This window comes from Cellulomonas sp. APG4 (assembly GCF_009996735.1).
Taxonomy (GTDB): domain Bacteria; phylum Actinomycetota; class Actinomycetes; order Actinomycetales; family Cellulomonadaceae; genus Actinotalea.
Genome location: NZ_JAACYI010000027.1, coordinates 1 through 26,713 on the forward strand (window position 1 = coordinate 1; position 26,713 = coordinate 26,713).

General features: G+C 70.6%; 22 protein-coding genes, 1 pseudogene and 1 other annotated feature. Of the genes and pseudogenes, 11 read left to right on the forward strand and 12 right to left on the reverse strand.

The window, feature by feature from the left end:
- Together GXB85_RS15735 and GXB85_RS15740 are read right to left on the reverse strand one after the other, a co-directional pair.
- The coding region (locus GXB85_RS15735) for an IS3 family transposase (protein WP_161918613.1) at positions 1-811 on the reverse strand (811 nt) is incomplete at its 3' end.
- Complete coding sequence (locus tag GXB85_RS15740) at positions 808-1,095, reverse strand: transposase (RefSeq protein WP_161918614.1); 288 nt, start codon at positions 1,093-1,095, stop codon at positions 808-810. The genes GXB85_RS15735 and GXB85_RS15740, both read right to left, overlap by 4 nt.
- Before the next feature lie 85 nt (positions 1,096-1,180).
- Between GXB85_RS15740 and GXB85_RS15745 the strand changes: the two genes are divergently transcribed.
- Positions 1,181-1,984, forward strand: coding sequence for a hypothetical protein (locus tag GXB85_RS15745; protein WP_161918615.1), 804 nt, complete (start codon positions 1,181-1,183; stop codon positions 1,982-1,984).
- Positions 1,985-1,988: 4 nt separating this feature from the next.
- Here GXB85_RS15745 and GXB85_RS15750 read toward each other — a convergent pair whose 3' ends face one another.
- Entirely contained in the window at positions 1,989-3,206 is a 1,218-nt protein-coding gene (locus tag GXB85_RS15750; protein WP_237728335.1) for an ROK family transcriptional regulator, read from the reverse strand.
- 135 nt (positions 3,207-3,341) lie between these two features.
- Between GXB85_RS15750 and GXB85_RS15755 the strand changes: the two genes are divergently transcribed.
- From GXB85_RS15755 to GXB85_RS15765, 3 genes are all read left to right on the forward strand, one after another.
- A complete protein-coding gene (locus GXB85_RS15755; RefSeq protein ID WP_202628067.1) occupies positions 3,342-5,873 on the forward strand; it encodes a glycoside hydrolase family 2 protein in 2,532 nt (843 codons plus the stop codon).
- Between the two features lie 26 nt (positions 5,874-5,899).
- On the forward strand, positions 5,900-6,721 hold the full coding sequence (locus GXB85_RS15760; RefSeq protein ID WP_370524288.1) for a LacI family DNA-binding transcriptional regulator: 822 nt from the start codon (positions 5,900-5,902) through the stop codon (positions 6,719-6,721).
- A gap of 142 nt (positions 6,722-6,863) precedes the next feature.
- Positions 6,864-9,299: a family 78 glycoside hydrolase catalytic domain gene (locus GXB85_RS15765; RefSeq protein WP_161918617.1), complete on the forward strand. Its 2,436-nt coding sequence runs from the start codon at positions 6,864-6,866 to the stop codon at positions 9,297-9,299.
- Positions 9,300-9,359: 60 nt separating this feature from the next.
- On the opposite strand, the gene GXB85_RS15770 is transcribed toward GXB85_RS15765, so the two are convergent.
- From GXB85_RS15770 to GXB85_RS15780, 3 genes are all read right to left on the reverse strand, one after another.
- A complete protein-coding gene (locus GXB85_RS15770; RefSeq protein ID WP_161918618.1) occupies positions 9,360-10,517 on the reverse strand; it encodes an ABC transporter substrate-binding protein in 1,158 nt (385 codons plus the stop codon).
- A 215-nt stretch (positions 10,518-10,732) separates the two neighbouring features.
- Entirely contained in the window at positions 10,733-11,554 is an 822-nt protein-coding gene (locus GXB85_RS15775; protein ID WP_161918619.1) for a carbohydrate ABC transporter permease, read from the reverse strand.
- The gene (locus tag GXB85_RS15780; protein ID WP_370524289.1) at positions 11,554-12,561 is read right to left on the reverse strand and encodes a carbohydrate ABC transporter permease; all 1,008 of its coding nucleotides are present in this window, start codon (positions 12,559-12,561) and stop codon (positions 11,554-11,556) included. Before GXB85_RS15780 ends, GXB85_RS15775 begins: the two co-directional genes overlap by 1 nt.
- A gap of 126 nt (positions 12,562-12,687) precedes the next feature.
- On the opposite strand from GXB85_RS15780, the gene GXB85_RS15785 reads away from it, so the two are divergent.
- Positions 12,688-13,578 (forward strand): nucleoside hydrolase, encoded by an 891-nt coding sequence (locus GXB85_RS15785; protein ID WP_161918620.1) that lies wholly within the window; start codon positions 12,688-12,690, stop codon positions 13,576-13,578.
- A gap of 93 nt (positions 13,579-13,671) precedes the next feature.
- Here the strand turns inward: GXB85_RS15785 and GXB85_RS15790 are convergent.
- Positions 13,672-14,397 (reverse strand): annotated as a pseudogene (locus GXB85_RS15790) (nucleotide sugar dehydrogenase); the annotation flags it as partial.
- A 25-nt stretch (positions 14,398-14,422) separates the two neighbouring features.
- A protein-coding gene (locus GXB85_RS15795) for an IS3 family transposase (protein ID WP_237728332.1) occupies positions 14,423-15,669 on the reverse strand; the annotation gives its coding sequence in 2 pieces (ribosomal slippage) (positions 14,423-15,360 and positions 15,360-15,669; 1,248 coding nt in all).
- Positions 15,254-15,366: a sequence feature (AL1L pseudoknot), on the reverse strand. (Overlaps the previous gene by 113 nt.)
- A gap of 69 nt (positions 15,670-15,738) precedes the next feature.
- Between GXB85_RS15795 and GXB85_RS15800 the strand changes: the two genes are divergently transcribed.
- Together GXB85_RS15800 and GXB85_RS15805 are read left to right on the forward strand one after the other, a co-directional pair.
- A complete protein-coding gene (locus GXB85_RS15800) occupies positions 15,739-16,149 on the forward strand; it encodes a sigma factor-like helix-turn-helix DNA-binding protein (RefSeq protein WP_370524290.1) in 411 nt (136 codons plus the stop codon).
- Positions 16,146-17,228, forward strand: a complete 1,083-nt coding sequence (locus tag GXB85_RS15805) for a hypothetical protein (RefSeq protein WP_161918623.1) — start codon at positions 16,146-16,148, stop codon at positions 17,226-17,228. The genes GXB85_RS15800 and GXB85_RS15805 overlap by 4 nt, the downstream gene beginning before the upstream one ends.
- A 41-nt stretch (positions 17,229-17,269) precedes the next feature.
- Here the strand turns inward: GXB85_RS15805 and GXB85_RS15810 are convergent, their stop codons facing one another.
- Entirely contained in the window at positions 17,270-19,585 is a 2,316-nt protein-coding gene (locus tag GXB85_RS15810; protein WP_161918624.1) for a glycoside hydrolase family 65 protein, read from the reverse strand.
- 98 nt (positions 19,586-19,683) lie between these two features.
- On the opposite strand from GXB85_RS15810, the gene GXB85_RS15815 reads away from it, so the two are divergent.
- The gene (locus GXB85_RS15815; protein WP_161918625.1) at positions 19,684-20,610 is read left to right on the forward strand and encodes a PfkB family carbohydrate kinase; all 927 of its coding nucleotides are present in this window, start codon (positions 19,684-19,686) and stop codon (positions 20,608-20,610) included.
- Between the two features lie 24 nt (positions 20,611-20,634).
- Here the strand turns inward: GXB85_RS15815 and GXB85_RS15820 are convergent, their stop codons facing one another.
- From GXB85_RS15820 to GXB85_RS15830, 3 genes are all read right to left on the reverse strand, one after another.
- Positions 20,635-22,431, reverse strand: coding sequence for an AAA family ATPase (locus tag GXB85_RS15820; protein ID WP_161918626.1), 1,797 nt, complete (start codon positions 22,429-22,431; stop codon positions 20,635-20,637).
- Between the two features lie 232 nt (positions 22,432-22,663).
- Positions 22,664-23,653 (reverse strand): pirin family protein, encoded by a 990-nt coding sequence (locus GXB85_RS15825; RefSeq protein ID WP_161918627.1) that lies wholly within the window; start codon positions 23,651-23,653, stop codon positions 22,664-22,666.
- Between the two features lie 921 nt (positions 23,654-24,574).
- A complete protein-coding gene (locus GXB85_RS15830) occupies positions 24,575-25,099 on the reverse strand; it encodes a DinB family protein (RefSeq protein ID WP_161918628.1) in 525 nt (174 codons plus the stop codon).
- A gap of 65 nt (positions 25,100-25,164) precedes the next feature.
- Between GXB85_RS15830 and GXB85_RS15835 the strand changes: the two genes are divergently transcribed.
- The 3 genes from GXB85_RS15835 (at position 25,165) to GXB85_RS15845 (ending at position 26,710) form a co-directional block, all read left to right on the forward strand.
- Positions 25,165-25,764: a TetR/AcrR family transcriptional regulator gene (locus GXB85_RS15835; RefSeq protein WP_161918629.1), complete on the forward strand. Its 600-nt coding sequence runs from the start codon at positions 25,165-25,167 to the stop codon at positions 25,762-25,764.
- A 4-nt stretch (positions 25,765-25,768) separates the two neighbouring features.
- Positions 25,769-26,278 carry a CinA family protein gene (locus GXB85_RS15840; protein WP_161918630.1) on the forward strand — a complete coding sequence of 170 codons (510 nt, stop codon included), beginning with the start codon at positions 25,769-25,771 and terminating at the stop codon, positions 26,276-26,278.
- 63 nt (positions 26,279-26,341) lie between these two features.
- Positions 26,342-26,710 (forward strand): hypothetical protein, encoded by a 369-nt coding sequence (locus GXB85_RS15845; protein WP_161918631.1) that lies wholly within the window; start codon positions 26,342-26,344, stop codon positions 26,708-26,710.
- Positions 26,711-26,713: the final 3 nt, after the last annotated feature.

Below are 26,713 nucleotides of genomic sequence, written 5' to 3' on the forward strand. Positions count from 1 at the left end.
CCGCCGGATCAGCGAGGGCAAGACCAAACGCGAAGCGATGCGCTGCCTCAAGCGCTACTTCGCCCGCCACGTGTTCAGGCTCCTGGAGAGCGCCCCGATGCCCACTTGACGCCGATAGGAGCATCTCCATCATCGTGTTGTCCACGCTCGAGGCGACCCGCCCCATGGATCCGAGCAGGCCGGCCGAGCGCAGCCGGTGGCCGAAGATCCACGACGTGTACTGGGCTCCGCGGTCTGCGTGGACGATCGCGCCGGGCCCCGGCCGGCGGGTCCAGATCGCCATCTGCAGCGCGTCGACGACGAGCTCGGAGCGCATGTGGTCCGCGATCGACCACCCGACGATCTTGCGGGTGAACACGTCCAGGACCGCGGCGCAGTAGACCTTCCCGGTGTTCGTCGGGTGCTCGGTGATGTCGGTGCACCACAACCGGTCCGGACCGTCGGCGACGAACCGGCGCTGGACCAGGTCCTCGTGCGGGGCCGGCGCCGGGTGGTGACGAGCGCGCTTGCGCCGGTGGCTGATGCCGCTGACCTGCGCGGCCCGCATCAGCCGCGCGACCCTCTTGCGGCCGCACGCGATGCCCATGCCCAGGCGCAGCTCGGCATGGACCCGCGGGGCGCCGTAGGAGCACCGCGACATCTGGTGGACTGCCACGATCGTGGCCGTCAGCTCGGCGTCGGCGACCGCTCGGGCCGACGGGGGTCGGACCTGCCAGTCGTAGTAGCCGGACCTGGAGACGTCGAGCACCCGGCAGGCCACCGCGACGGAGACACCGTCGTCGGCGAGTTCACGGACCAGCCGGAACGTCATTTTGGGAGCACGTTCTCCCGCGCGAAGTAGGCGCTGGCGCGCTTGAGGATCTCGTTCTCCATCTCCAGCACCCGCGTCCGGCGCCGCAGCTCGACCAGCTCCTTGCGCTCGTCGCTGGTCAGCCCCTCCCGGCGGCCGGTGTCGACGTCGTCCTGAGCCATCCACCGGCGCAGGCACGACTCGCTGATCCCCAGGTCGGACGCGACCTTCGCGACCGGGTGCTGACCGCTGCGGGCAAGATCCACCGCGCGACGCCGGAACTCCGGCGGCTTGGCTGCAGGCACAAGGACTCCTCTCGGAGATGACATCGTCACCTCAGGACAGGTGTCCGGGGAAGCGGGTCAGGCTCCCCGAGGCTAGCGTCTGTCTGTGCGCTCCACACCGTTCGCCGTCGAACGCCGGCTGATTGACGGAATCCCGGCGATCTCAGTGCGCCCAGCGGCTGCATCGTCGAACCGCCTCGTCGTGTGGTTGCCGCCGTTGGGCGAGTCCGCTGAGGCCATGGTGCCTCATCTCCAGCGGTTGGCGGCCACTGGAGTAACTGCCCTGAGCATCGACCCCTGGCAGCACGGCATGCGGCAGGCTGCGCCTTCCGGTGCCCTTCGGGCAGCCGTGCTGGCCGACTTCCGACGGCGCATGTGGCCGATTCTCGGGCGGACGACTATCGATGCGCTCACCGTCGTGGACCACTGGGGGCCCATGCTCGGGACAGACCCGACGTCCTACGACGTAGGTGGTATGTCGATGGGCGGCGACATCGCCCTTGCCCTCGCCGCCCTCGATGCGCGCATCGGTCGAGTCTCCGTAGTCGCGGCAGGCCCGGACTGGGGCCGTCCCGGCATGCGCAGCGTGGATGGCAGCGACAAGACGATCGACCAGGGCCTCGAAGATGCGGGCGCACACTGGTGGCGACAGCAGCTCGAGCCGGCAACACGCGCCGCTGCTTTTGCGCGCGACGTCCACGTGGACCTTGAGCTCGGCGGTGCGGATACTCACGTGCCGCCGGACGCGGCGCTGGAACTTCGACGGCGCGTCGTCGCTCTCGACCCGAGCGCCGCAACACGATTCTCATGTCATGTGCATCCAGCGCTCGATCACCTCGCTGTCCTTGCTGATCAGGCAGTGATCGAACGCGCACTCTCGCGGCTCGGCGGTGCGAGTCCGTTGCAGTAGGGCCTCAGAGTGAGGATGCCTGCTGAGATACCTGCTCCTTCAACACCATCTCCGCAGCCCCGACTGCGGCCGCATCTCGCATGGTCAGCGACTCACGCACGGCCACAGGATGCGCGTGCCGACCGAGGAACGCGGTGTCGAGGCGCCGCTGGATCGTCTCGATGTAGATCGAGACTGCACTGCCGAAGCCCGATCCTGCGAGGATGACGTGATCGAGATCGAGCAGGTTGGCGGCGCCTAGAACTGCCTGCGACATTGCGTCCGCGGACGCCTGGACCGCTGCCAGCGCGGCGGGGTCGTTGCGTAGCGCCAGGGCGGCCACGCGATTCATGGCGAGGCGACGGCCCGCTAACGCCGCGTAGGACTGCTCGACCGCGGCGGGGGCCGCCACAGCCTCGAGACAGCCTCTGCCTCCGCACCGGCACAGCTGCCCAGCCGGGTCTACGACGACATGGCCGATCTCCCCCGGCCGTCCGAGCCTGCCCCCCAGCGGCGCTCCGTCGAGGACGATGCCGCCGCCGATGCCGCGATCCATCTGGATAAGCAAGAGCCTTGAGTCCTTCCCGGCGGCACCACCCCAAGCCTCACCCGCCGCTGCGGCGGCGCCGTCGTTGTACAGACGCACAGGCACACGTGCGGCGTCCTCCAGTGCGTTTCTCAACCGGAACCCGGCCCACTCAGGGAGGACCCTCGAGTCAAGGACAACATCCCGCGAGGCATCGAGTCCACCAGGCACCGCAACGCCAAAACCGACGATGCTCTCCGGCCGGAGCCCGAGGGATGAGAGCAGCTCGGCAGCAGCTTGGGCCACGCGCGTGGTCGACGCTGCAGGGCCGTCGACGCCATGGCGGAACCGCGAGCGGCCGACGACCGCACCCCCGAGACCCTCAACGACGATCGTTGCGGAGTCGGCCGTCAACTGCGCACCTAGTGCGTACCGGGACGCTGCGTTGATCTCAAGGAGAACTCGGCGCTTGCCTCCCGTGGACTCGCTGTGTCCCGACTCCGTGACCAGGCCTTCAGCGATGAGTCTGCGCGCGATGCTCGTGATCGCTGCGGGCGTCAGCCCGACGATGCCCGAAAGCTCGACTCTGCTGATCGGCGCCCGCGCCCGGATCTCCTCAAGCACGACTTCGCGGTTGTTGACGCGTCGCCGCCGGGGGGCGCCGCCGGGCGTCGGAGCGCCCCGGGCGTCGCGTCGCTCAGGCTCCTCCGGTCGCATCTCCACTTACTCCCTTTGCTTAATTTAGTCGCTTGACTAAGCGTGGTGTGGGGTCCAGTCTAGGTCTTGCAATGGCGCGACGACTCGCTGCCGTGGCTTGAGGTCGCAGGCTGCGGCCGGACAAGGAGATCTCGCGTGCACCGACCGCTACATGATGGATGGCAGGTCCGCCTGGTCGCGGGATCGGCCCCAGAGGAGATCGCCGCGAGGCTGCGTGACGGCATCCCAGCACGGGTTCCGGGAGTGGTTCATCTTGACCTGCAGCGCGAGGGGCTGATCGGCGACCCCTTCGTCGACGATGCGGAGTCTGAGCTGCAGTGGATCGGTGAAGCCGACTGGGAGTACATCACCCATTTCGAATGGTCTCCGGATGCCAGCGACCGACACGACCTCACCTGCGACGGACTCGACACCGTCGCGACGGTTCAGCTGAACGGCAGCACGGTCGCGCATACCGTCAACCAGCACCGGTCATATCGGTTCGACGTCACCAACGTCTTGCGTCCGGGCTCGAATGAGCTCCGGGTCTACTTCGCTTCGCCGGTCCGCTTCGCCCGCGAGCAGGAGTCCGTGCTGGGTGAGCGCCCGCACTCCTACCACCACCCCTTCAACTGCATCCGCAAGGCGGCATACTCGTTTGGATGGGACTGGGGCCCGGACCTCGCCTCGGTGGGCATCTGGCGTTCGATTGGCATCCACTCCTGGTCCCAGGCGCGCATCCGTAGCGTGCGTCCGATCGTGGACGTCATCGAAGGCGTGCCCTCGGTGGAGGTCCACGTCGATCTCGAGCTCTCCGATGAGAAGCAGACCGACGGCGCGCTCCGGCTGGACGTAGCAGTCGCCGGGCAACAGGGACACCTCGACGTCACGGGGCCCGGAGCACATGTGCTCCGCCTTGAGGCCCCCGACGCGCCCCTCTGGTGGCCTAGGGGCCACGGGCGCGCAGCGCTGCATGAGCTGACCGTGGGGGTTTCCAAGGCCTCTGGCCAGGGGCCGCTGGACAGCTGGTCCCGCTGCATCGGCTTTCGCACGATCGACATCGATCTGGCCCCGGACGCTCACGGAAGCGCATTCACGCTTCGGGTCAACGGCGAGGACGTGTATGTCCGAGGTGCCAACTGGATTCCCGATGACGTGTTCCTGCCGCGAATCCGGCGCGATGATCTTCACGCCAGCATCACGGATGCGACGGACGCCGGCATCAACCTGCTACGGGTGTGGGGCGGCGGGATTTACGAGTCCGAGGACTTCTACGAGCTCTGCGACGAGGCCGGTGTGCTCGTCTGGCAGGACTTCCTCCTGGCGTGTGCGGCATACAGCGAGGACGCGGTGCTCTGGGACGAGTTCGCAGCCGAGGCGGAAGAGGCCGTCACGAGACTCACGGCCCACCCGAGCTTGGCCGTGTGGAACGGCTGTAACGAGAACCTCTGGGGATATGTCGACTGGGGCTGGCGCCCCGCCCTCGCTGGCCGGACATGGGGAGAGGGCTACTACCGCCGGCTCTTCCCGGAGATCGTCGCCCGGCTCGCTCCGCGTACGCCGTACATTCCTGGCAGTCCGTGCTCGTTCAGCGACTACCTGCACCCCAATGATGACAGCAATGGCATCATGCACATCTGGGACGTGTGGAACACGCACGACTACACGCGCTATGCCGAGTATCGGCCGCGGTTCGTCTCCGAGTTCGGGTTCCAGGGCCCGCCAGCGTGGTCAACGCTGCAGTACGCCGTTCACGACGAGCCGGCGGATCCATTCGGGCCGCACCTTCTCGTCCACCAGAAAGCCACCGACGGCAACGGAAAGCTCATGCGTGGGCTCGGTGATCACCTACCCACACCGGCGACCTTCGAGGACTGGCACTGGGCCACGCAGCTCAACCAGGCTCGCGCCGTGGCATTCGGCATCGAGCACTTCCGCTCCCTGTTCCCACTCAACCGGGGCTCCGTGGTGTGGCAGCTGAACGACTGCTGGCCATCAGTGTCCTGGGCGGCCGTCGACAGCCTCCGCCACCGCAAACCGCTCTGGTATGCACTGCGTCGTGTGTATGCCGACCGCCTCGTCACCGTCCAGACCGGCGAACACGGCCTCGAGGCGATCGTGCACAACGACTCCCCGGACCGCGTCATGGCGACGGGGCGGCTGGTGCGCGAGCGGTTCGATGGCACGGCTCTTGCGGAGTACGAGTTCACCGTCGACGTCGCGGCGCGGGACATTGTGCACCTCCCGATCCCTACGGCGATCGCTTTGCCTGACGATGCATCGCGGGAGGTCCTCGTCGTCGAGCTGGAGGGGCTCGCACCCGCCTATCACTGGTGGGCGGAGGACCCGAAACTTGCACTCCGCGGCGGGGACCTGGATGTCAGTGCGTCCGCGGTCGCCGAGGGCTACGAGGTTCGCGTGCAAGCACGAACTCTCACCAAGGACGTCACCCTGCTCGTCGACCGGGTTCACCCTGACGCCAGTGTCGACGATGCCCTCATCACGCTACGTGCCGGGGCGTCGCGAGTCTTCCGGGTTCAGGCACCGGCGGGGCTGCCGCCTGAAGCGTTTGCGGATCGCCTCGTGGTGCGCTCGGCCAACGACCTCGTTGCAACCGCCGCACCGTGCCACGACGAAGGACAGAGCTCACCGGCCGTCTCCGCCATTCCCGCGGCGGCTCGGCCGTGAAGGCCCGTGGCGCCACTGTCGGCCTGGTGCTGCGGCGCCCCGTGCGCATGCTCGGCATCGAGGCGTTCTACACGGACTTCATGGCAGGGGTCGAGGACGTCCTCATGGAGGACGACCGCGAGCTCATGCTCCAGGTGGTGCCGGACATGGAACGTGAGCTCGATGCATACGTGCGGTGGTCGGAAGGCGACCAGGTCGGCGCGGTGATCATTGTCGATGTACTGGTTGATAGCGATCCGCGGCTCGCCCTGGTCAACGACCTTGGCCTGGCGGCGCTCGTCGTCGCGCATCCGGATGACGCAGGCATGCACAGCTGCCTCGTCACCGATGAAGCCGCGCTGGTGGACACCATCGTTGACGAGCTGCTCGGTCTCGGGCACCGAGTCCTCGCGCGCGTCTCCGGACCGCTGGCGCTCGCACACACGTCCAGACGGACGGCAGCTTTCGAGGCGGCCGTGAGAACACACGGTGGGCAGCCCATGGTCGTCGAAGCGGACTTCACGGCCAAGGAAGCACAGCGCGCAGTCACTCGTCTGCTCGACGGCGACCAGCCACCGACTGCGATGGTCTTCGACAACGACGTCATGGCGGTGGCCGCCCTCGAGGTCATCAGCAGTCGTGGCCTGCGGGTGCCCGACGACGTCTCGCTGGTAGCCGGCGACGACTCAGTCGCCTGCCGTGTAGCGTCACCGCCGCTGTCGGCGATGAGCCGTGATGTCCACGAGCTGGGCATGCAAGCGGGACGCGCTGTCGTCGACGTTCTTTCGGGCGCTCCCGTGAGGACGTATGCCGCGCCTCGACCGACATTTGCGGCACGTGCGAGCACGGGACCCGTGCGGCTTGCCTGACCTCGTTCAGCTGCGGGTCGAGCACACCGTCGAGCCACTCGGTGTCGACGTCCCTCAGCCACGTCTGTCGTGGGTTGTTCGCTCTGCGCTACGGGGTGATGTTCAACGCTCCGCGCGGGTCCGGCTGCGGCGGGGCGGGGTGGTGGTGTGGGACAGCGGCGCGCTGACGAATCCAGACGTGCGGCACGTCGATGTCGACGGCGCGCTGCTCCAGCCCGACGTTCGCTACGAGTGGAGCGTCGACGTGCGCACGGCTGAGGGCTCGGCGTCGGCATCGTCGTGGTTCCACCGCGGGTTGACCCATGATGATCAGTGGCACGGCGCGCAGTGGATCGCCGGATGGTCGGACGGAGCGCTCCTCGGCAGTCAACGCCCAGCCCCGGTGCTCCTGGGACGTCTGAACCTCACCCACGCACCGGAGGACGACGCGGCACGCCTCTACGTCGCGGCTGGCGGCCACACAGCGGTACGGATCAACGGCAAGGACGCCGACCTTGGTGCCGTGGTCCCAGGCTTCACCGACTATGACGTCCGCGTCCAGTACGTCGCTGCCCACGTCGGCCGGCTGCTGCGCAGGGGCGACAACATCGTCAGCCTCGAGCTGGGGCGCGGGTTCTATGGACCGCTGGCCCGGAGCACGTGGGACTGGCACATCGCGCCGTGGCACGGGGAACCGACGGCTCGATGCATGCTGGTCGTCGACACGACACACGGTCCTACCCGCCTTGTCACTGACGACAGCTGGGAGGTCGTCGATGGCGGGACGCTACGCGACGATCCGTTTGCCGGCGAAGACTACGACGCTGCAGCGGATCGCACGCTTTGGCCGGAAAGCAGCGAGCGGCCGGAGCGACGGCGACCGGCCGTCGTCGTGGCAGGCCCGCGTGGACGCCTGGAGCACCAGCGGCAGCAACCGCAACGGGTCATCGACCGCATTCCACCTGACCGTATCGAGCGCACCGCTCCAGACGTCCTGCTCGCACACTATCCGCGCCTCGTCTCGGGGTGGGTTGAGGTGGCGCCACCTGGTGACCAGCCTTCCCGACTGAGGCTCGACTACGGTGAAAGGCTCACAGCAGCGAGGACGCCCGACAACCTCGACACACACGGCTACTTCGATGGTCGGTTCCAGGTGGACGAGGTTGCGTTCCCGGCGGTGGCCGCTGACAACGTGCGAGACTGGCATCCGAGGTTCGGTTACCGGGGCTTCAGCTGGGTTCAGGTGACGGGGTGGCCGGAGGAGCGGGGTGCGGGTCTGCCCGCTCCAGAGAAGCTCAGCGCCCTAGTCGTCCACAACGACGTGGCATCCCGGGCAGAGTTCACCTGCTCCGAGCCATCACTCGTCGAGCTGCACGCACTTGTGCGCCGGACAATCCTCGTGAATCTCCACGACCTACCGACCGATACGCCGACGTACGAGAAGAACGGGTGGACCGGCGACGGCATGCTGGGCGCCGAGATGATGCTCCGGAACTTCGACACCCAGCAGCTGCTGGCGAAGTGGCTCGATGACATCGCCGACACGACGCGCCACACCGGCCTGCCCGCTGTCATCGCGCCGCACGGCGGCTGGCGCGCGGACTGGACGCCGACGCCGACGTGGAACGCCGCGTTCCCGCTGCTTGCATGGTGGCTGCGGGTGTACGGCGGTGACGACCGCCCGATGTTGCGCCACTACGACGCGTTGCTCCGGCACGCGCGGCTGGAGCATGACCGCACAGATGGTGGCATTGCGACGACGACGCTCGGTGACTGGGTCAGCCCCGAGGCGGACCCCGGCGGCGGCAACCCCCCGGAGGATCTGCGTGTCGCGGCGACAGCGTACGTGTACCGCATCCTGAGGACGGTCATGCGGATCGCCCTCGTCCTTGGCCGGCGAGACGATGCCCGAGAGCTCTCAGGGCGCGCCCGCGACGTCCGTGACGCGTTCAGGCGCACCTTCGTGAGTGCTACGGGCGCGGTGCGCGGCGCCGACGAAGAGACCTTCCGCCAGACGCACCAGGTTCTCGCACTCAGGTTCGGTCTCGTACCCCGCAGCCTCCAGGCACGCACCGCCGCCGGCCTCGCTGCGGACGTACGCGCCCGGGGCGACCACCTCAACACCGGCGCGCTCGGAACGAAGTACCTCCTGCCGGTCCTGAGTCGGCACGGCTACGCGCGCGAGGCTCTGTCCGTCGCGGTCAATCCCACGTATCCCGGGTGGGGCCACTGGCTGCAGCATGGTGCGACGACGCTCTGGGAGCACTGGGCGCCTGAGTCACGATCACGTGGACACTACTTCCTGGGTACGGTCGACGACTGGCTCTTTGAGGACGTCGCCGGCATCCGCCCCGCCTCGCCGGGATGGCGCACCTTCGACGTGGCGCCCACCCTCACGCACCTTCTCGACCATGCCGCCGCTCGGCTGCAGACACCACTCGGTGATGCGGCAGTGTCCTGGTATCACGAGGACCGCCGGGTGGTCCTCGAGGTGGAGGTGCCAGTAGGGGCCGTCGCTCGGCTCCGAGTGCCCGGAGCCGATGGACGCAGGCTCGGCCCGGGACGCCACCGACTGGAGCTGGCAGGACCGTCCGGATGACGATCGCACCGGCATTCCGCCGTAGCGGAACGCCGGTGCGTTGACGCCGGTGGGATCGTGTCAGCTGGCGATTGCGTCGTCGAGGCGCTGGAGCACCTCCGCCGGGGTGACGTCCCGGTTGAAGAGCTCCTGCATCGCGATCAGGTACTCCTCCTTGACCTGGGTGTTGGGCCACGTCTGGTCGGGGTACACCGCGGCGCGTCCTCTCTCCAGGGCGTCGATCAGCGGCTGGTTGATCTCGTCGGCCTCATAGTCCGGCGCGGGGAGTGCCGGCGAGCTGTCCGACGCCGTGGCGAACAGGGCCTGCCCCTCGGGCGATGCGACAAAGGCGAGGAACGCCTTCGCTGCCTCGGGGTTCTCCGCCTTCGCGTTCATAGCGAAGTTGATACCGGGAGCGACGGGGACGTAGGTGTCGTCCGGGTTCTCCGTTGCCGGGAACGGCGCCAGGGAGAAGGTGGTTCCGTCGGCTGCGTACTGGCGGGCCGCTGAGACCGCCTGGGAGACGTGCACTGCTCCGAGGGCCGCCCCCTCGCCCACCATCGTCATCTGCGCGTCGTACGCCGTGCCGTTCGCTCCCTCGTTGAAGCAACCGGCGTCGTCCATCTCAACGACCTTCTCCAGAGCCTCCATCCACCCGGAATCCGTGAAGGACGCCGTGCCCTCGGTCTGGTCTTCCGTGAAGGACGGATTGGGGCCGTAGACCAGGGTGCCCGTGAGCGCGTACGGCAGCAGCTGCGCCGTCCACGCGTCCTTCGTTCCCAGCGCATAGGCCACCTTGCCGTGTTCCTGAGCAGTTGCGCAGAGCTGGAGGACCTCCGACCACGTGGTGGGGGCGGTGGCACCAACCTCGTCCATGGCAGCATCGTTGTAGATGGCGCCGATGCCGCCGATCGTGGCGGGCAGTGAGTACAGGTCACCTTCGTGTCCTGCGAGGGCGACGAGGTTCTCCGGGATGTCGCTTGCCCACGGTTCATCGCTGAGGTCGGCCACCAGGCCGTCCGCCGCGACGGCCCCGATCGCCATCGCATCGCCTGCACCTGGCCACACCTTGAAGATGTCGGGTGCTGTCCCGCCGGAGAGCTGGGTGCGGAGCTGCTGGATGTATGCGGCGTCCTGCTCGATGAACACGGGCTCGACCGTGTACTCCGGGTGCGCCTCCTCGAAGGCAGCGAGGAGCGGCTCAGCGGCTACCTGCTGGCCGCTCGCGAATGTCAGCACAGAGCTGGCGTCACCAGTGCTGGTGCCGCTGCCGGTGGGGTCTGCTGCCTCCGTCGAACAGGCACTGAGTGCCAGCGTGAGGATTCCTAGTACGGCGCATGCACCGGCGGCGCCTGTGGGCTTAGAAGTACGGTTCACTGCTGTCTCCCTATGAGTGTCGCGTCATTGCAAACTGGGAACACCAGCCCCTGTGGGCACGGTGGTCGTGCGGCCTCTCAGCCCTTCAAGCCCCCCGCGAACCCGCGGATGATGTACTTCTGTAGGAGGAAGTACAGGATCAGCACCGGCAGAATCGTGATCAGCAGCGCGGCGAAGACGAGAGGCCATTGGGCCACGTACTGACCGACGAAGTTGTAGATGGCGACCGGAGCGGTCGTCTGGCCACTGCCGGAGAGGTACAGCAGAGGCGTGAAGAACTCGTTCCACACGGACACGGAGTTGAGGACGACGATGGTGCCGGTCACGGCGCGCAGGAGTGGGAACACCACGCTGACGAAAGTCCGCACCGGTCCGCAGCCGTCGAGCACAGCGGCTTCCTCATACTCCACCGGCAGCTCCCGCAGGAAGGTGGTGTAGAGAAAGATCGAGAACGGCAGCTGACCGCCGATGTTGATGAGGACGACGGCCCACAGCGTTCCGAGCAGGCCGGCGTCTCGCATGGTCACGTAGAGCGGAAGCAGTCCGAGCTGGGATGGGATCAGGAGTCCGGCAAGGAAGAAGAAGAACGTCCCGCGGGACCAGCGGCGCGTGCTGCGCGCAAGGGGGTATGACGCCATCGCAGCGATGACGACCACCCCGACGACACTGAGCACCGCGACGACGGCGCTGTTGACGAGCGCCCCGCCTAGTGCGCCCTGTGACCATGCCTGGACGAAGTTGTCGGTGCTCAGGGGCCAGGAGATGGTGAGAGCGTCGGCCGGTCGACCCTGCGGGGTGAACGCGACGTTGGTGAGTGCCAGGAGTGGCACGAGGAACACGAGGGCGACGAGGATGACGCCCGCCTCACGGAGGCCGGTCCGAACGGTGTAGCGATGCATCAGGTCACCTTCCGGGCGGTCATCCGGTACTGGATCGAGGCGATGACCGCGATCAGGATCGTCATGACCACGGCCAGAGCGATCGACACGGGATACTCGCCTGAGCTGAAGGCCCCCTTGTAGATGGTGGTGGAGATCGTCTCGGTAGCGATGCCCGGTCCTCCCCCGGTCATGGCCATGACCTGGTCGAACTGCTTCAGACCGCCGATCAGCGACAACATGACGTTGATGACGATCGAGCCGTTGATGAGCGGGAGTGTCACGCTTACGAACCGGCGCCATGGACCCGCGCCGTCCATCGCGGCTGCCTCGTTGATCTCCTCCGGTATTGCTTGGAGGCCGGCTAGGAAGATGACCATGGAATACCCGGTGAACTGCCAGATGATCGCGGCACACACCGCCCACAGCGCCGTCGATGGGTTCCCGAGCCAGTCCTGCCGCCACGACTCCAGCCCGACTGTGCTCAGGAGTGTGTTCAGGGGTCCGGTAGGAGCCAGGAGGAAGCTCCATATGTACCCCGACACGAGTGGCGTGAGAACGACGGGCGCGAAGAAGAGCACCCGGAGCACGGAGCGCGACTTCAGCGCGCCGTTGAGGGCGACGGCGAGGCCCAGGCCCAGTGCGTTCTGCACCACGGTGACGACGAAGGCGAGAAGAACGGTGTTCTTGAGTGCGGACAGGGCACGACGGTCATCGAAGACCTCGGCGAAGTTCTCGAAGCCGACGAGCTGCCAGTCGCCGGACAAGCCGTTCCAGTCGGTGAAGGCGTAGAAGCCACCGCGCAGGCTGGGCCAGACCACCACGAACACGTACATCGCGACGGCGGGAACGAGGAACCACCACGGCGCGCGCAGGGGGGACCGCCGGCGCTGGCTTCCGGGTGCGCGGCCATCAGTGGGGGACTCGTCAGTCCTGTGCACCGTTTCGATCTCGCTGCGGCGCCGCGGCACGGTGGCGATCGTGCGCCCGAGATCTGGGTCCCCGCGCTGTTGCCTCTGGTCTGTCACGACATCCTCGTCCCTGTGTGACCTGCATCCCACTCCGTACCGCTGGACGGGACGCTAGTCGACGCGCGGACTAAATACAACTAATTAAGTAAGATCGATCCGTTGTCCACTCACCGAGGAGTCCACGTGCAGTCCACCCCGCTCCGCAGTCGCCTTCTGCTCTCCACAGACGCGAAGAACGAGGCGGACGACCAGTTCGCCATCGCGCACGCCTTGCTGTCGCCGACCCTTGACCTGCGCGGCGTCCTCCCGGCACACTTCGGCACGCGAGTGCCGGACTCCCGCGCGCAGTCGCGCGCTGAGGTGGACCTTCTGCTCGCGCTCGCGGGCCGAACCGACGTCACCGTCGCGGACGGAGCGGACGGCCCACTTGGGGACCGCACCACGGCACGTCCGAGCGAAGCGTCGCAGCTCATCGTCAGCGAAGCGCTGGCTGAGGACGAGGCGCCGCTGTTCGTCGTCGCTCTCGGCCCGCTCACGGACGTCGCTTCCGCCATCTTGAGCGAGCCGGGCGTCGCCGCGTCAGGAGCCACCGTCGTCTGGATCGGCGGTCCGCCGTACGACGACGTGGAGCCGGTCTACTGGCCGGAGTACAACCTGTCGAACGACATCGCCGCAGCGAACGTCGTCTTCAGCTCCGGGCTGGAGATCTGGCAGGTGCCGATGGACGTCTACACCCGCGTGGGCGTGAGCTACAGCGAGCTGGACCACCGCGTACGTCCCCACGGCCGACTGGGCGGGTACCTGGTGCGACAGCTGCACGAGTGGAACGCGCAGCACATGTCACGCGCGGTCGATCATCGCTCGTTGGGAGACCAACCCGGTATCGGCTTGGTGCTGAACCCGTTCGGGGCCGTCTGGCGGCGCCTCCCTGCGCCCTCGTTCAACGCTGATGGCTCAGCGACTCAAGGAGAGCCGTCGCGACGTGTGCGTGTGTGCAGAGAGCTCGACACTCGCTGGCTACTCGAGGACTTCTTCCACAAGATCGCCGACCACGCGCGAGACTCCGTCGGGTGAGCCGAGCGCTAGACCGACGCGTGGGCTGGCCGGCGAGCTGATCACAGCCCCGACGCTGCCGGGCGGCGGCGGACGGCGACTCCGCGCCTCGGCTCAGGCCGCCCCGACGACGACGCGGGGAGTCCCGGCCCAGCGAGCCGGGTCGGTGACGTTGCGCCCGTCGGACAGCAACCGGATCCCAGGCAGGTCCACCGGCGACAGCTCGGCGTACTCGGGGTGGTCGGCCTGGACTACGGCGAGGTCGACCGGCTCCCCCAGGTGGTACGGCGTCCACCCGAAGCGGGCGAGCTCGTCATCCGCGTACATGGGGTCGTGCACGAGCACCTGCGCGCCGCGCGCCTCGAGCGCCGCGACGGTCGCGAAGACGCCCGAGAAGGCCGTCTCCTTGACCTTGCCCCGGTACGACGCGCCGAGGACCACGGCCCGCAGGCCGGTGAGGTCCCCGAGCAGCTCGGCGGCGCGCTCCACGACGTGCTCGGGCATCGCCGCGTTGTGCTGGCGGGCCGTGCGGACGATCGAGGCGTCGGGGTCGGTGGACAGGTACAGGCGCGGGTAGACCGGGATGCAGTGCCCGCCCACCGCGATGCCCGGCCGGTGGATGTGTGAGTAGGGCTGGGAGTTGCAGGCCTCGATGACCTTGTACACGTCGATGCCCGCCTTCTCGGCGAAGAGCCCGAACTGGTTCGCGAGCCCGATGTTGACGTCGCGGTACGTCGTCTCGGCGAGCTTGGCCATCTCCGCGGCCTCCGCGCTGCCCATGTCCCACACGCCGTTGGGGCGGGCGAGGTCGGGACGCTCGTCGAAGGTCAGGACTGAGTCGCCCTGGCTTTGATGGAGGCTCGGGCTATGGGATTTCGACCAGGGTCTGGCCGCTCCCGTGGGTAGCGTAGAACGTGGTCTCGAACTCGGCGGGTGGGACGTCGCCGAGGTAGCCGTGCAGGCGCGCGGTGTTGTGCCAGTGGACCCAGCCGAGGGTCGCGAGCTCGACGTCCTCGACGCTCTTCCAGGGACCGGTGCGGGCCGGGCCGCGGATCAGCTCGGCCTTGTAGTAGCCGTTGACGGTCTCGGCCAGGGCGTTGTCATACGAATCGGCCACGGTCCCGATCGAGGGGCTCGCGCCGATCTCGGCGAGGCGTTCGCCGTAGCGCAGTGACGTGAACTGACTGCCGGCATCGCTGTGACACCTCAAACCCTCGATCCTCGTGCCGCGGGACCAGCGGGCCATCTCGATGGCGTCCAGGACCATCTCGGTGCGCATGTGCGCTGCCACGCGCCAGCCGACGATCATCCGAGAGTAGGCGTCGGTGATGAAGCAGACGTAGGCCACCCCGGCCCACGTCGGGACATACGTCAGGTCGGTGACCCACAGCTGGTTCGGGGCGGTGGCTGTGAAGTCGCGTTCGACCAGGTCCGGGTGCCGGGCCGCGCCCGGGTCGGCCTTGGTGGTGCGGACCCGCTTGGTGCGCCGGGCACCCTCGATGCCCTCGGCCCGCATCAGCCGGGCGACCTGATCACGACCCACGTCCCAGCCGGCCCGGACCGCGGCCTTCCAGAGCTTGCGCGCCCCGTAGACGCGGTAGTTCTCCTCCCACAACTGGCGCAGCACCGGGCGCAGGACGCCGTCGCGGACCTCCCGCGCCGAGGGCCGGCGGGCCTTGGCCGCGTAGTACGTGCTCGGCGCCACCTGCAGCACGCTGCAGATGGGCTCGACGCCGAGCTCGTCACGGTTCGCGTCGATGAACTCCACTACTTCTTGTGTTGGCGGTCGAGCTCCGCCCCGAAGAAGCTTGCGGTCCGCTTCAAGACCTCATTCGCCCGGCGCAGCTCGCGGACCTCCTGCTCCAGTTCCCGCATCCGGGCGCTCTCGCTCGAGGTCACCCCCGGCGCGTGACCGTCATCGATGTCAGCCTGCCGCACCCACAGCCGCACCGACTCCGTCCCATAGCCCAGCTGGGACGCGACCCGCTGGACCGTGCCGTGCTCAGTCCCGAGCTCCGCGCGCAGAGCCCGGACCATCCGCACCGCCGCAGCCTTCTCCTGATCGGAGTACCGACGCGTAGTCGGCTTCCCCTTCGACACCTCTCGTGGCATGACTCCATCCTCGTTTCCAAGGTCAGGAGCCTCCAACCTCTCCAGGGCGACTCACTCCCCTGGCTCCTGGTGGTCGCGCGCAACACCATCGCCAACCGCCGTCGCTCGGTCTACCGCAGGCGCGCCGTCGAGGCAGAGCTGGGCAGGGTCGCCCACCTCGTGCGGGCGGACGACGATCCGCACATCGGTCTCGACGAGCGGGAGAGCCTGCTCACCGCGCTTGCCGAGCTCAGTCCACGGGAACGCGAGGCGTTGTTCCTCACCGGCTGGGACGGGCTCTCGCCTGCGGACGCCGCGCACGTCGCCGGCTGCAGCCCGGCGACGTTCCGCATGCGCCTCTCCCGCGCCCGCCGTCGGCTGAGCGCCGCGGCGGACCGTGCCGTGGCCGACGACGCAACCCGCACGCGTACACCCACCCCGCCCATGTCGGCGCTCGACCCCGATCCCACCCTTCCTTCTGTTCAGGGAGAACACCGATGACCCGCGACGCGTGGACCCTCCTGCTCGAGCTGGCTCCTTCTGTGCCCGTGGACGAGGCCGGGCTGGCCCGCGCTCGGTCTCACGTCGAGGCCCGCCGGGCCGGCGTCGACGATCTGGCCTACCGCAGGCGTCGTCGTGCACTCGGTGTGCGACGTCTCACCGCCGCCGCCGGCGTCGCAGCGGTCGCAGCGGTGGTCTGGCCGCTGGGCGGGAACGGCGACGGGGACGGACCGTCGACGGGAGTGCCGCAGGCCCTCGGCGTGCTGCCAGCCGCTGCGGTGGGCATGGGCTGCACCAACGAGGACCTTCCGGTCCCCGGTCTCTCGGACCCGGACCAACCCGTCCCCCGAGACCTGTGGGGCTCGGTGCCGCAGGTGCGCGAGAGCCTGTACCTCGTCGGTGACCGCACGCCCGAGACGGCGCACGTGACGTCAGGTCCGGCCGTGTGCGACGCCATCCCCGTCGCCGTGCTCCACGACGAGGTCGGTCGACGAGGGGTCGTCGTCTACCGCGACGTCACGCAGGCGTTCCGCGGGGCCACGAACCTCGGCCGGACGACCGTGCGGGGTCACGCCGCCCAGGTGCTGAGCCCGCCGGCGGGGCACCACTTCGTCTCGTGGACCGATGACGAGGGCATCCGGTGGTTCACCGAGGCCGCCGGGGTCTCCGTCGAGGAGCTGGTGGGGATCCTCGACACCTCTCTGGACGACGACGGCCTCGTGGCGACGCCCGAGGGCTTCCGCTCGGTTCCCGTGCACGCCCCCGACCCGGAGGGCACCGTGTACCGCTGGACCGTGCAGTACGAGTCCGGTGGCTACCTCTACCTGGAGGTGACGACGCCGGCACGCGGCGCCGTCGAGATGCGGGCGTCGTGGGCGACGGAGCAGCAGTACACGACCGTCGGGGACGTCCGCGCGGTCTACCTCCCGCAGGAGCAGGGCGGGGCCGGCCTGCGTTGGACGACCGACGAGGCCAGCTATCGACTGGTCGTCGCTGGTGCGGATCTCGCGGAACTTCAGGAGATCGCCACGAGCCTCGAGCACGTCTCGCCGGACGACCCGCGTCTGCCGAGGCCGTAGTCCGGCGGCAAGCGCGTCCTCAGGCGGCCGAGCCTCCCGTCTCAGGCGAACGGCTCGCGACCCGGAGGTTGGCGCGGGGTCGGGCCCGGTGCCGGGCGCGGCGACACCGGGCGCGTCACCTCAGGTACCGCCGGCGTGAGCTCCACACGCCCGCCGTCGTGCGTCAGCACGACCCGGGGGCCGCCCGTGAGCCGGTAGGTCGCCGTCGTCGGCGTCACCTGCACGCGGAACGTCGACGGCCCGAGCCGCAGACCGAACGAGAGCCCGCGCAGCGCGGGCGGGAGCACGGGCCGCAGGTGCAGGCCGTCGTCGTCCCAGCGCAGCCCGCCGAACCCCGCCACGAGCGCGGTCCACGCACCCGCGTGGGCGGCCACGTGCACGCCGTCGGCGGTGGGGCGGCCGTCGTCGCGCAGGTCCACCAGGGCGGTTTCGCGCGTGTACGCCCACGCGAGGTCGAGGTACCCGACCTCCGCCGCGACCACCGCCTGCGGGGGCGCCGAGAGCGACGAGTCGCGCACCGTGAGCGGCTCGTAGTAGTCGAGGTCGCGCCGCTTCTGCTCGGGCGTGAACGCGTCGTGCGCGAGGTAGGCCGCCATGACGACGTCGGCCTGCTTGAGAACCTGGTGCCGGTACAGCGCGCTGTAGTGCGAGCTGCCGTGCAGCGGGTAGTCCTGCGGGCGTTCGGCCGCGAAATCCCACACCGCGAGCTCGGTGTAGCGCGCGGCCTGCTGGGTCACGCCCAGCTCGTCGTCGTACGGGACCGCGATCGCCTCGGCCGCCCGCTGCCACGCCGCGCGCTCGTCGGGCGTCACGCCGCGCTCACCGGCCTCCTGCGGCAGCCGGCTGGTCAGGAGCGCCGCCCAGCGCAGCGTGCGCGCGGCCATGAGGTTGGTGAAGGCGTTGTCGTCGAGCAGCGCGCTGTACTCGTCCGGCCCGGTCACGCCGTCGATGTGGAAGCGCCCGTCGCTACCCCACCGCCCCAGCCCGGCGTACATGCGTGCGGCCTCCACGACGACGTCCAGGGCCACCTCGCGCAGGAACGTCTCGTCACGCGTCACGACGGCGTGCCGGACGACGGCGTCGGCCACGTCCGCGGTCGCGTGCACCGCGGCCGAGCCGGCGGGCCAGTAGCCCGAGCTCTCACGGCCCGTGATGGTGCGCCACGGGTACGCGGCGCCCTCGAGGCCGAGCACCCGCGCCCGGTCGCGCGCGGCGGGCAGGGTCGCGTGCCGCCAGCGCAGGTGGGCCTGCGCGCCCGCGGGCAGCACGTGGTCGAGCACGGGCGCCACGTAGGTGTCGGCGTCCCAGAAGGTGTGACCGTCGTAGCCCGTGCCGGTGAGGCCCTTGGCGCGGATGCCGACGTCGGCCGAGCCCGCGCCCGCCTGCACGGCCTGGAGGATCCCGTAGCGCACGGCGCGCTGCAGCTCCTCGTCGCCGTCGAGCACCACGTCGCCGTGCTCCCAGACCTCCGCGAGCACCGCGGCGTGCTCGTCCAGCAACGCGTCCCAGCCGAGGTCCGCGACGCCGTCGAGCACCGCGCGCGCGTCGGCGAGCAGACCGTCCGCCGCCCGGTCCGGGCCCGCGACGTAGGCGACGGGCAGCACGAGGCGCAGCCACTGCCCCGGGGCGAGGTCGGCCGCGAGGGTCGTCACGTGCGGGCCGCCACCCCTGTGCACCTGGACGCCGTCGGCCGCCTCGACGCGGTGCACGCCCGCGGCCCCGACACGCACGCCCGAGCGCACGGCGCGGTGCACGGTGGTGGACCGCTCGCCGTCGTGCGCGCACGCCTCGACCACGAGCGCAGGGCGGTCGGGGTCCGGCTCGGGGGCCTCGGCCGCACCCGGGGCACCGGCGCAGCAGGGGAACGGGCGCAGCTCGACCCGCGCCGCCGTCGTCGCGCGCACCTCGTACTGCACCAGCACCAGCTCGCGGCGCGCGAGGGACGCAAACCGGTCGCTGCGCACCTCGACGCGCGCACCCGACGGCGTTGTCCAGTCGAGCTCGCGGCGCAGCACGGCCCGGCGCAGGTCGAGCGTGCGCTCGTGGCGCTCGGGCTCGAGGCGCACGTCGAACGGGTGGTCGTCGACCCGCAGCTGGACCGCCCACGCGTCGGGCACCGGGACGAGGTGCTCGCTCGAGCTCGGGTAGCCGTAGGCGGGCTCGGCGTAGGTGAGCGGCACGTCGTCGTGCGCCGCGGCCATGAGGGTCGCCGGCCCGGCGGCCGGCCGCAGCTCGTCGAGCGCGCCGCGCACGCCCACCCAGCCGTTCGACACGGCCAGCACCGAGGCGCGCGCCTGCGGGCTCGGCTGCTGCACCGCGGCCTCGGGGAGCGACCACGGGTCGAGCGCACGCGTCATGGCGCACAGTGCACCAGACCACGCCCGGTCGCGCGCGCCGTCGTCGGGCCCCAGCCTGGGAGGGCGGCGCCGCCCGGGCGTCGCGGGACGGAGGCGGGATGGGACGCGTGGCCGTGGTGGGACAGGTGGGCCGCGACCTGGTGCTGACGGTCGACGCGCTGCCCGACGGCGGCGGTGCGGCCGACGTGCGCGGCCGGCGCGAGCTGCTGGGCGGCAAGGGCGCGAACCAGGCGGTGGGCTGCCGACTGCTGGGGCACGAGGCCGCGCTGGTCGCCGTGGTGGGCGACGACCCGGCCGGTGCGATGGTGCTCGACGAGGCGCGGAGCGACGGGATCGCCGTGGACGCCGTGGCGCGGCGGGGCACGACGGCGCTGCTCGTGGACCTCGTCGAGGCGGACGGCACGCGGCGCCTGCTCGAGCACGTGCCGGGTGAGGCGTTGCTGACGCCCGACGACGTGCGCGCTGCGGGTGAGATGCTCGCCCGGGCCGATGCGGTGCTGCTCCAGCTCCAGCAGCCCGGCGACGCCGTGCTCGAGGTGCTGCGGATCGCGCGCGCGGCCGGCGTGCGCGTGGTCGCGGACGGCGCCCCCGAGGACGACGGTGTGCGGGACGCCCTGCTGGGTGGCGCGCACGTGCTGCGCGCTGACGCGGCCGAGGCCGCGCTGCTGCTCGGCGACGAGCCGTCCGGGGTCGACGCGACGCTCGAGGCCGCACGCGAGCTCCAGGGGCGCGGCCCCGCCGTCGTCGCCCTCGCGGCCGGGACCGAGGCGAACGTGGTCGCGTGGGACGGCGGGTACGTGGTGATGCCGCTGCTCGACGCCGGGCCCGCGGTGGACCCGACCGGCGGCGGCGACGCGTTCGTCGCCGGGCTCTCGGCCGCGCTGCTGCGGGGCGAGCCGGCCGAGGTCGCCGCGTGGTGGGGGTCCGCAGCCGCCGCGCTCACGGTCACCCATGCCGGTGGGCGGCCGGACTACGACACGGGGTCGGTCGAGGCGCTCGCGGCCCGGGCCAGGGCGACCCACTGACGCCGTCGGCGACGTCGGGCCGGGTCAGGCGGCCGAGCTCGCTGCGGCCTCGGGCGACAGCGTGTGCTCCGCCGCGTGCGCGGCAACGGCAGCGTGGAGGACGTCGGTGATCTGCGGGCCGATGAGCTCGTGGCGTTCGAGCAGGGCGTCGCGCAGGGCCTCGACCAGGTGCAGGTTGCGGGTCAGCAGCCAGGTGGCGCGCTCCTTGGCCTCGTCGAGCACCTTCTCGAGCTGCTCGCGGGCCGACGCGTCGCGCAGCACCGACGTGACCAGGTCGCCCTCGGCCGCCATGAACGAGACGAGCGAGCCGGTCATGCCCGCGGCGCCCACCATCTGCGCCGCCGTCCGTGTCGCGGCCGCGAGGTCGCTCGCCGGGCCGGTGGACGTGCGGCCGAAGAAGATCTCCTCGGCCACCAGGCCGCCCATCGCGATCTGGACGAGCGCGCGCAGGTCGCTCGACGAGTGCGTGTAGACCTCCTCGGCATCGCCGTGCGCGAGGAGGCCCAGGGACTCGCCGCGCTTGACGATCGTGAGGACCTCGAGCGTCCGGTTGGGCGCCACGAGCCAGGCGACGACGGCGTGCCCGGCCTCGTGCGTCGCGATGAGCTCCTGCTCCGCGAGCGTGTACTCGACGGGCTGGCCGATGCCCACCATCTCGGTGATGCGCGCGCTCTCGACGTCGGCGAACGTCATCCGGTCAGCGCCGCGGCGCAGCGCGTTGACCAGGGCCTCGTCGAGCAGGTGCTCGATCATGACCGGGGTCCAGCCGTTGGTCGCGGCGGCGACCCGCTCGCGCAGCGCTGGCTCGTCGAGCTCGGGCGCGTGCGAGCGCGTGCGCAGGAAGCGGTCGACCAGCGCGCGGCGGCCGTGCACGTCCGGTGCGGGAAACGTGAGGCGGCGGTCGAACCGACCGGGGCGCAGCAGCGCGGGGTCCAGGCTGTCGGCGCGGTTGGTCGCGGCGATCAGCAGGATCGGCGCACGCACGGGCTTGATCTGCGGGATCTGCTGGTCGGCCGAGAGCAGCAGGTTGATGCCCGCGATGAGCCGGTTGAGCAGCTTCGCGCCGCCCGTGGGCTGGTCGAAGGACTGCATCTGCACCAGCAGCTCGTTGACCACGCCGCCCGTGCCCTCGCTGATCATCGCGTTCTGGACCGTCCCCGGGACCCCCGCGTGGGACGACGTCGTCATGCGCGTGCCCGGGGCGAGCATGCCGCCGCGGCGCAGCGCGATCGCGTCGATCTCCTCGATGAAGCCGATCGCACCGCCCTCGGCGCGTGCGGCCTTGCGCAGCGCGGTGAAGTACGCGCGGATCTTCTTGGCGGTCGCGCCGTAGTACATCGACTGGAACGAGGTCGCGGAGACGAAGAGGAAGGGGACGCCGGCCTCGGCCGCCATCGCCTTGGCGGTCATCGTCTTGCCGGTGCCGGGGAGGCCCTCGAACAGCAGGCCGCGGCGCGGCGAGCCGCCCATCTGCTCGGCGAAGCGCCGGTGGGTCTGGAAGAGGTCGATCGAACGGCGCACGTCCTCCTTGATCGGGTCGATGCCGATCACGTCGTCGAGAGTGACGTCCACCTGCTCGGGCCGGTAGGTGAGGTGCGGCGAGCGGCCGGCGACCACCTGCGTGCCGCCCACCACGAGCAGCAGCAGCGCGAAGAACACGATGATGACGATGAGGAACGGGTCGAGCGCCGGGACCGGGAGCAACGGCCGGCCCGCGAGCGCCATGCCGATGACGTACGCCTCGAGCACGATGAGCACCGCGGCGACGCGGTAGAACCGGCGCCTGCGCAGCCGTTCGCGATCGAGCGCGACGTCGTGCATCAGGCTGGACCTGGGAGCGTCGGTTGTCGCCACGGGGGCCTCCAGTCCGTGCCGGGCGCGCCTGGCACGCGACCGGGAAGATTCATCGTGACCCCGGACCCGGGGCTCGGCAACCGGACATATCGGACACTGAGACGATCCCGCCCCACCCCACCCGAACGAGTGACCCGCCCCCCAGCCCGCGCCCGCGCCCGCCCCCCACCCGCCGAGATGGGTGGAGCGGCGGGGCCCGTCAGGATCTCGGGAGGAGGCGTTGGGTCGGCATGGGTGGGGCCGGGAGGTGGGGCTCCGGGTGGCCGTGGACCTGGCCGAAGCGGCCCGGGGCCGCGGTGCCCTCGGGGTCGGCGGCAGCGAGCTGGGCCTGCCACGCGTCACGCGCCGCGACGACGTCGTCGTGGTTGCGGCCGATGAAGTTCCACCACATGACGATGCGCTCGCCCAGTGGTGCGCCACCCAGCACGAGGGCGCGCAGCTCTCCGCCGCCGGCGCCGGCCTCGACCTCGAGCGCGTCGCTGCCGGGCGGCACGTAGGCGAGCTCACCGGCGCGCACGTGCACGCCGCCCACCACCGCCTCGCCCGCGTCGACGAGGAGGCCGTGCTCGTGCGCCGGGTCGACGGCGAACCGGTGCCTGGCGCCGTCGTGCAGGCGCAGCTCGGCGCCCAGCAGCGGCGAGAAGGTCGCGACCGGGGACGCCACCCCGCCCAGCGAGCCCAGGAACACGCGCAGCTGGCCGTCGGGCAGCGTCGTCACGGGTGGCACGTGGTGCTCGAAGGCCGGCGGGACGTCGCGCAGCACCTCGGGCAGCACCACCCACAGCTGGACGCCGTGCAGCACACGGGTGTCGTCGGTCGAGTCCTCCGAGTGGCTGATCCCGTGGCCCGCCGTCATGAGGTTGAGCTCGCCGGGCCGCACCAGGGCGTGCGTGCCGAGGCTGTCGCGGTGCTCGATCTCGCCGCTGAACAGCCAGCTCACCGTCTGCAGCCCCGTGTGCGGGTGCGGCGGGACGCGCATGCCGCCGGTGATCGAGACGTCGTCGGGCCCGTAGTGGTCCGCGAAGCACCAGGCCCCGATGAACGAGCGGCGCCGCTGCGGGAGCGTGCGACGCACGGTCATGGCGCGCGGGCCGCCGAGGGGGACGTCGCGCGGCTGCAGCACCTCGACCGCCGACGACGGCGCGTCGCGGCAGTCGAGCTCGGGCGGTACGGCCTCGAGGTTGGTCACGCGGGGCTCCCTTGCTCGTCTGCCCAGGTGAACGCGTGCGCGTGCGGCGCTGTTCCACGCGCGCCCGCATCCGACGCCCTGCCTTCCCGCCGCCCCGCCGCCCCGCCGCCCCGCCGCAGATACGAACCCGCACGCAGAGAGAGGCGGTCTGAACGTCCACTTGTGCGCGCAGGTTCGCCTTCGAACCTTTGGGCCGGGTGGGTGTGTCGTTGGGGGCGGGTGGAGGGCTCGCCGCTTACCCTGGGCGTGCACGCGCGCAACAGCAAAGGCCCCTCGGAGTAAGCGTCCGAGGGGCCTTGCTGTTGATCATCCGACCTTCGCGTTCCGGTTGCCCGGAGGACGGCGGTCCCGCGCCGACGTGCGGTGGACCCGTCGCTCTCCCCTGCGCCGAGGCGGTCAGGTCGAGCTGTCGGTCCTGATGATCACCCACCGATCCGTGCGGCCCCTGTGGCGTCGTCCACAGCCCGGCAGGTCGCCCTGCCGAGTGCCCTGCGAGTCGCCCCGCCGAGCCGGTCCACCGTGAGCCGGTGAGCACCGGAAGCGCCTCCAGCTGCGCGGCGATCCGGGTCTCCCCGGTCCGTCGCCCTCCCAGGTCTCCCTGGTCGGATCCGTCCGGGTCTCCCCGGCCGGTGCGGCTGACCTTGCTTGCCGATGACCCATTTCTAGACCTGCGGTGAACGGCCGACAAGGCCCCGGCGACCACCAGTTTTCGTCCACCGATGAGTCACAGGTTCGTCCACAGGCGGAGCCGCACGATCCCCAGGCGATGCACAACCCTGTGGACAAAACTGGTGCACGACGACCTCGCGCGCTGGGCCGAACGGGTGATCCTCGTCCGCCTCGAGCGACGCAAACCACGAGCGCGGAAGGTGGCCCGGCGGCTTCCGCGGACAACGTTCCACAAGGCCTCGCGGCCCGGCCTCAGGCGTGGACGTCGTGGAGGTGGTGGACGACGTCGTGCGCGAAGTACTGACCCAGCGTCTCGACCGTGAAAGCCGAGCCGTTGCTCCGCAGCCCCGGGCGCTGCCACTGCTCACCGTCCACGGACGCGAACCTCGCGGCGATCGCCGCGCCCGCCTCGGCCAGCTCGTCACTCACCAGCGCCGGCGCCTGGTCCGCGTAGCGGCGCTCGAGCGCGGTCTCGTCCTGGTCCCAGTTCGGGAAGGTCGGCGCGTCCTCGGTGAGCATCAGCCGCACGCGCTCGTCGAACACGGTGAAGACGTCGCGCACGTGGCACGCGTACTCGAGCGGCGACCACACGGTGGCCGCGGGGCGGCTCGTGGCGCCGGGACGTTCGAGCACGTCCTGCCACCGCTCGACCCACGCCGGCACGAGGTGCGAGAGCGACGTGCCGCGGATCGAGGAGGCGTCGAGCCCGCACTCGGGGCACGGCTGCTGCAGCACCCACGTCCAGTCCTTGGTGTCCGGTTCGATCGGCTCGGTCATGGTTCGACCCTAGGACGCACCGCAAGCCCCACCGATCTCCCGGCGAGCGGTGGAACAATAGACGTGTGCCCAAGATCATCGGGGGCTCGCTGAGCGAGCACCGCGAGCAGACCCGCAACAAGCTGTTCGCCGCCCTGACCGCCCTCATGGCCGATCGCGGCTTCCACGCGATCAGCCTCGCCGACATCGCGGCCGCCGCGGGCATCGGCCGTACGGCGGTCTACAACCACTTCCCCGACAAGGAGTCGCTGCTCCTCGCGTTCATCACGCACGAGACCGAGCAGTGGGTCGCGTCGCTCGAGCGCGCGCTCGCGGGCGTGGACGACCCGGTCGAGAAGCTCCGCACCTACGTGCGCCAGCACGCCCAGCTCAAGCGCGTCTTCCACCTCGCCCCGGGCCCGGACCTGCGCTCGGTGATCTCGGCCGAGACCGGGCGCCGGCTGCGCGAGCACGCCGAGCCGGTCGAGGAGATCCTGCGCGAGATCCTCGCCGACGGCATCGCGTCAGGTGCCTTCGCGGCCCAGCCCGTCGACACGACGGTGCTGCTGGTCAACGCGTGCCTCGCGAGCCGCGGCGTGCCCGACGGCGGTGCGGGGCGCGAGGCCGCGATCGCCGCGACCGAGGCGTTCGTGCTGCGCGCCGTGGGGGTGTCCTCCCTAGGCTGAGACCATGTCCGACCTGCACATCGCCGTCGAACGCACCGCAGAGGCCGCGAGCACGCTGCTCGAGGGACTGGACGACCTGCTCCGCGAGCGCGGCTGGACCCTCGCGACCGCCGAGTCGTTGACCGGCGGGACCATCGCGACCGTCCTCACCGCCGGCCCGGGCGCCGGCGACTGGTTCCGCGGCAGCGTGGTCGCGTACTCGGCCGAGGTGAAGTTCGACCTGCTGGGCGTGCCACGCGGCCCCGTGGTCACCGAGGAGTGCGCCACGATCATGGCCCGCTCGACCGCCCGCCTGCTGGGCGCCGACCTGTGCGTCGCCGTCACGGGCGTCGGCGGACCCGAGCCCGACGAGGGCGAGGAGCCGGGCACCGTATGGCTCGCCGTCACCACGCCCGACGGCGTGTGGACGGAGAAGCTGGTGGTCGAGGGCGACCCCGCCCAGGTGCTCACCCGCACCAGCGCGCACGCCCTCGCCCTGGTGCGCCAGGTGGCCGGCAGGGGCGACGGAGGCTGAGCCGCACCGTGGAGCGGCGGGGAGGCCTCCGCCGCCCGCGTCGGGACAGGAGAGGCAGCGGTGATGCCACGAGTCGCAGGCCGTGCGACCCAGGTGATGGTTCTTGCGGCGGCCGTGGCCGGCTGCGGCGGGACCGGGCCCACCGACACGGTGCGCACGGCGGTCCCCTTCCACGAGGCGTGGACCAGTGACGGCGCCGATCTCCAGGTGAACGCCTCCTCGTGCAACGGCGAGCCCGAGATCACCGCACTCGAGGAGACCGCCGACCAGATACGCCTCGAGCTGACCGCGACGATCCCGGCGCCGGGTAACGCAGGGGACGGCTGCCTGGACACGGTGATGGTCCCGCTCGAGCAACCGCTCGGCGACCGCGCCCTCACCGACGTCACCAGCGGGAAGACCGTCCCGGTCGAGGTGCGGCGGCAGGGCTGACAG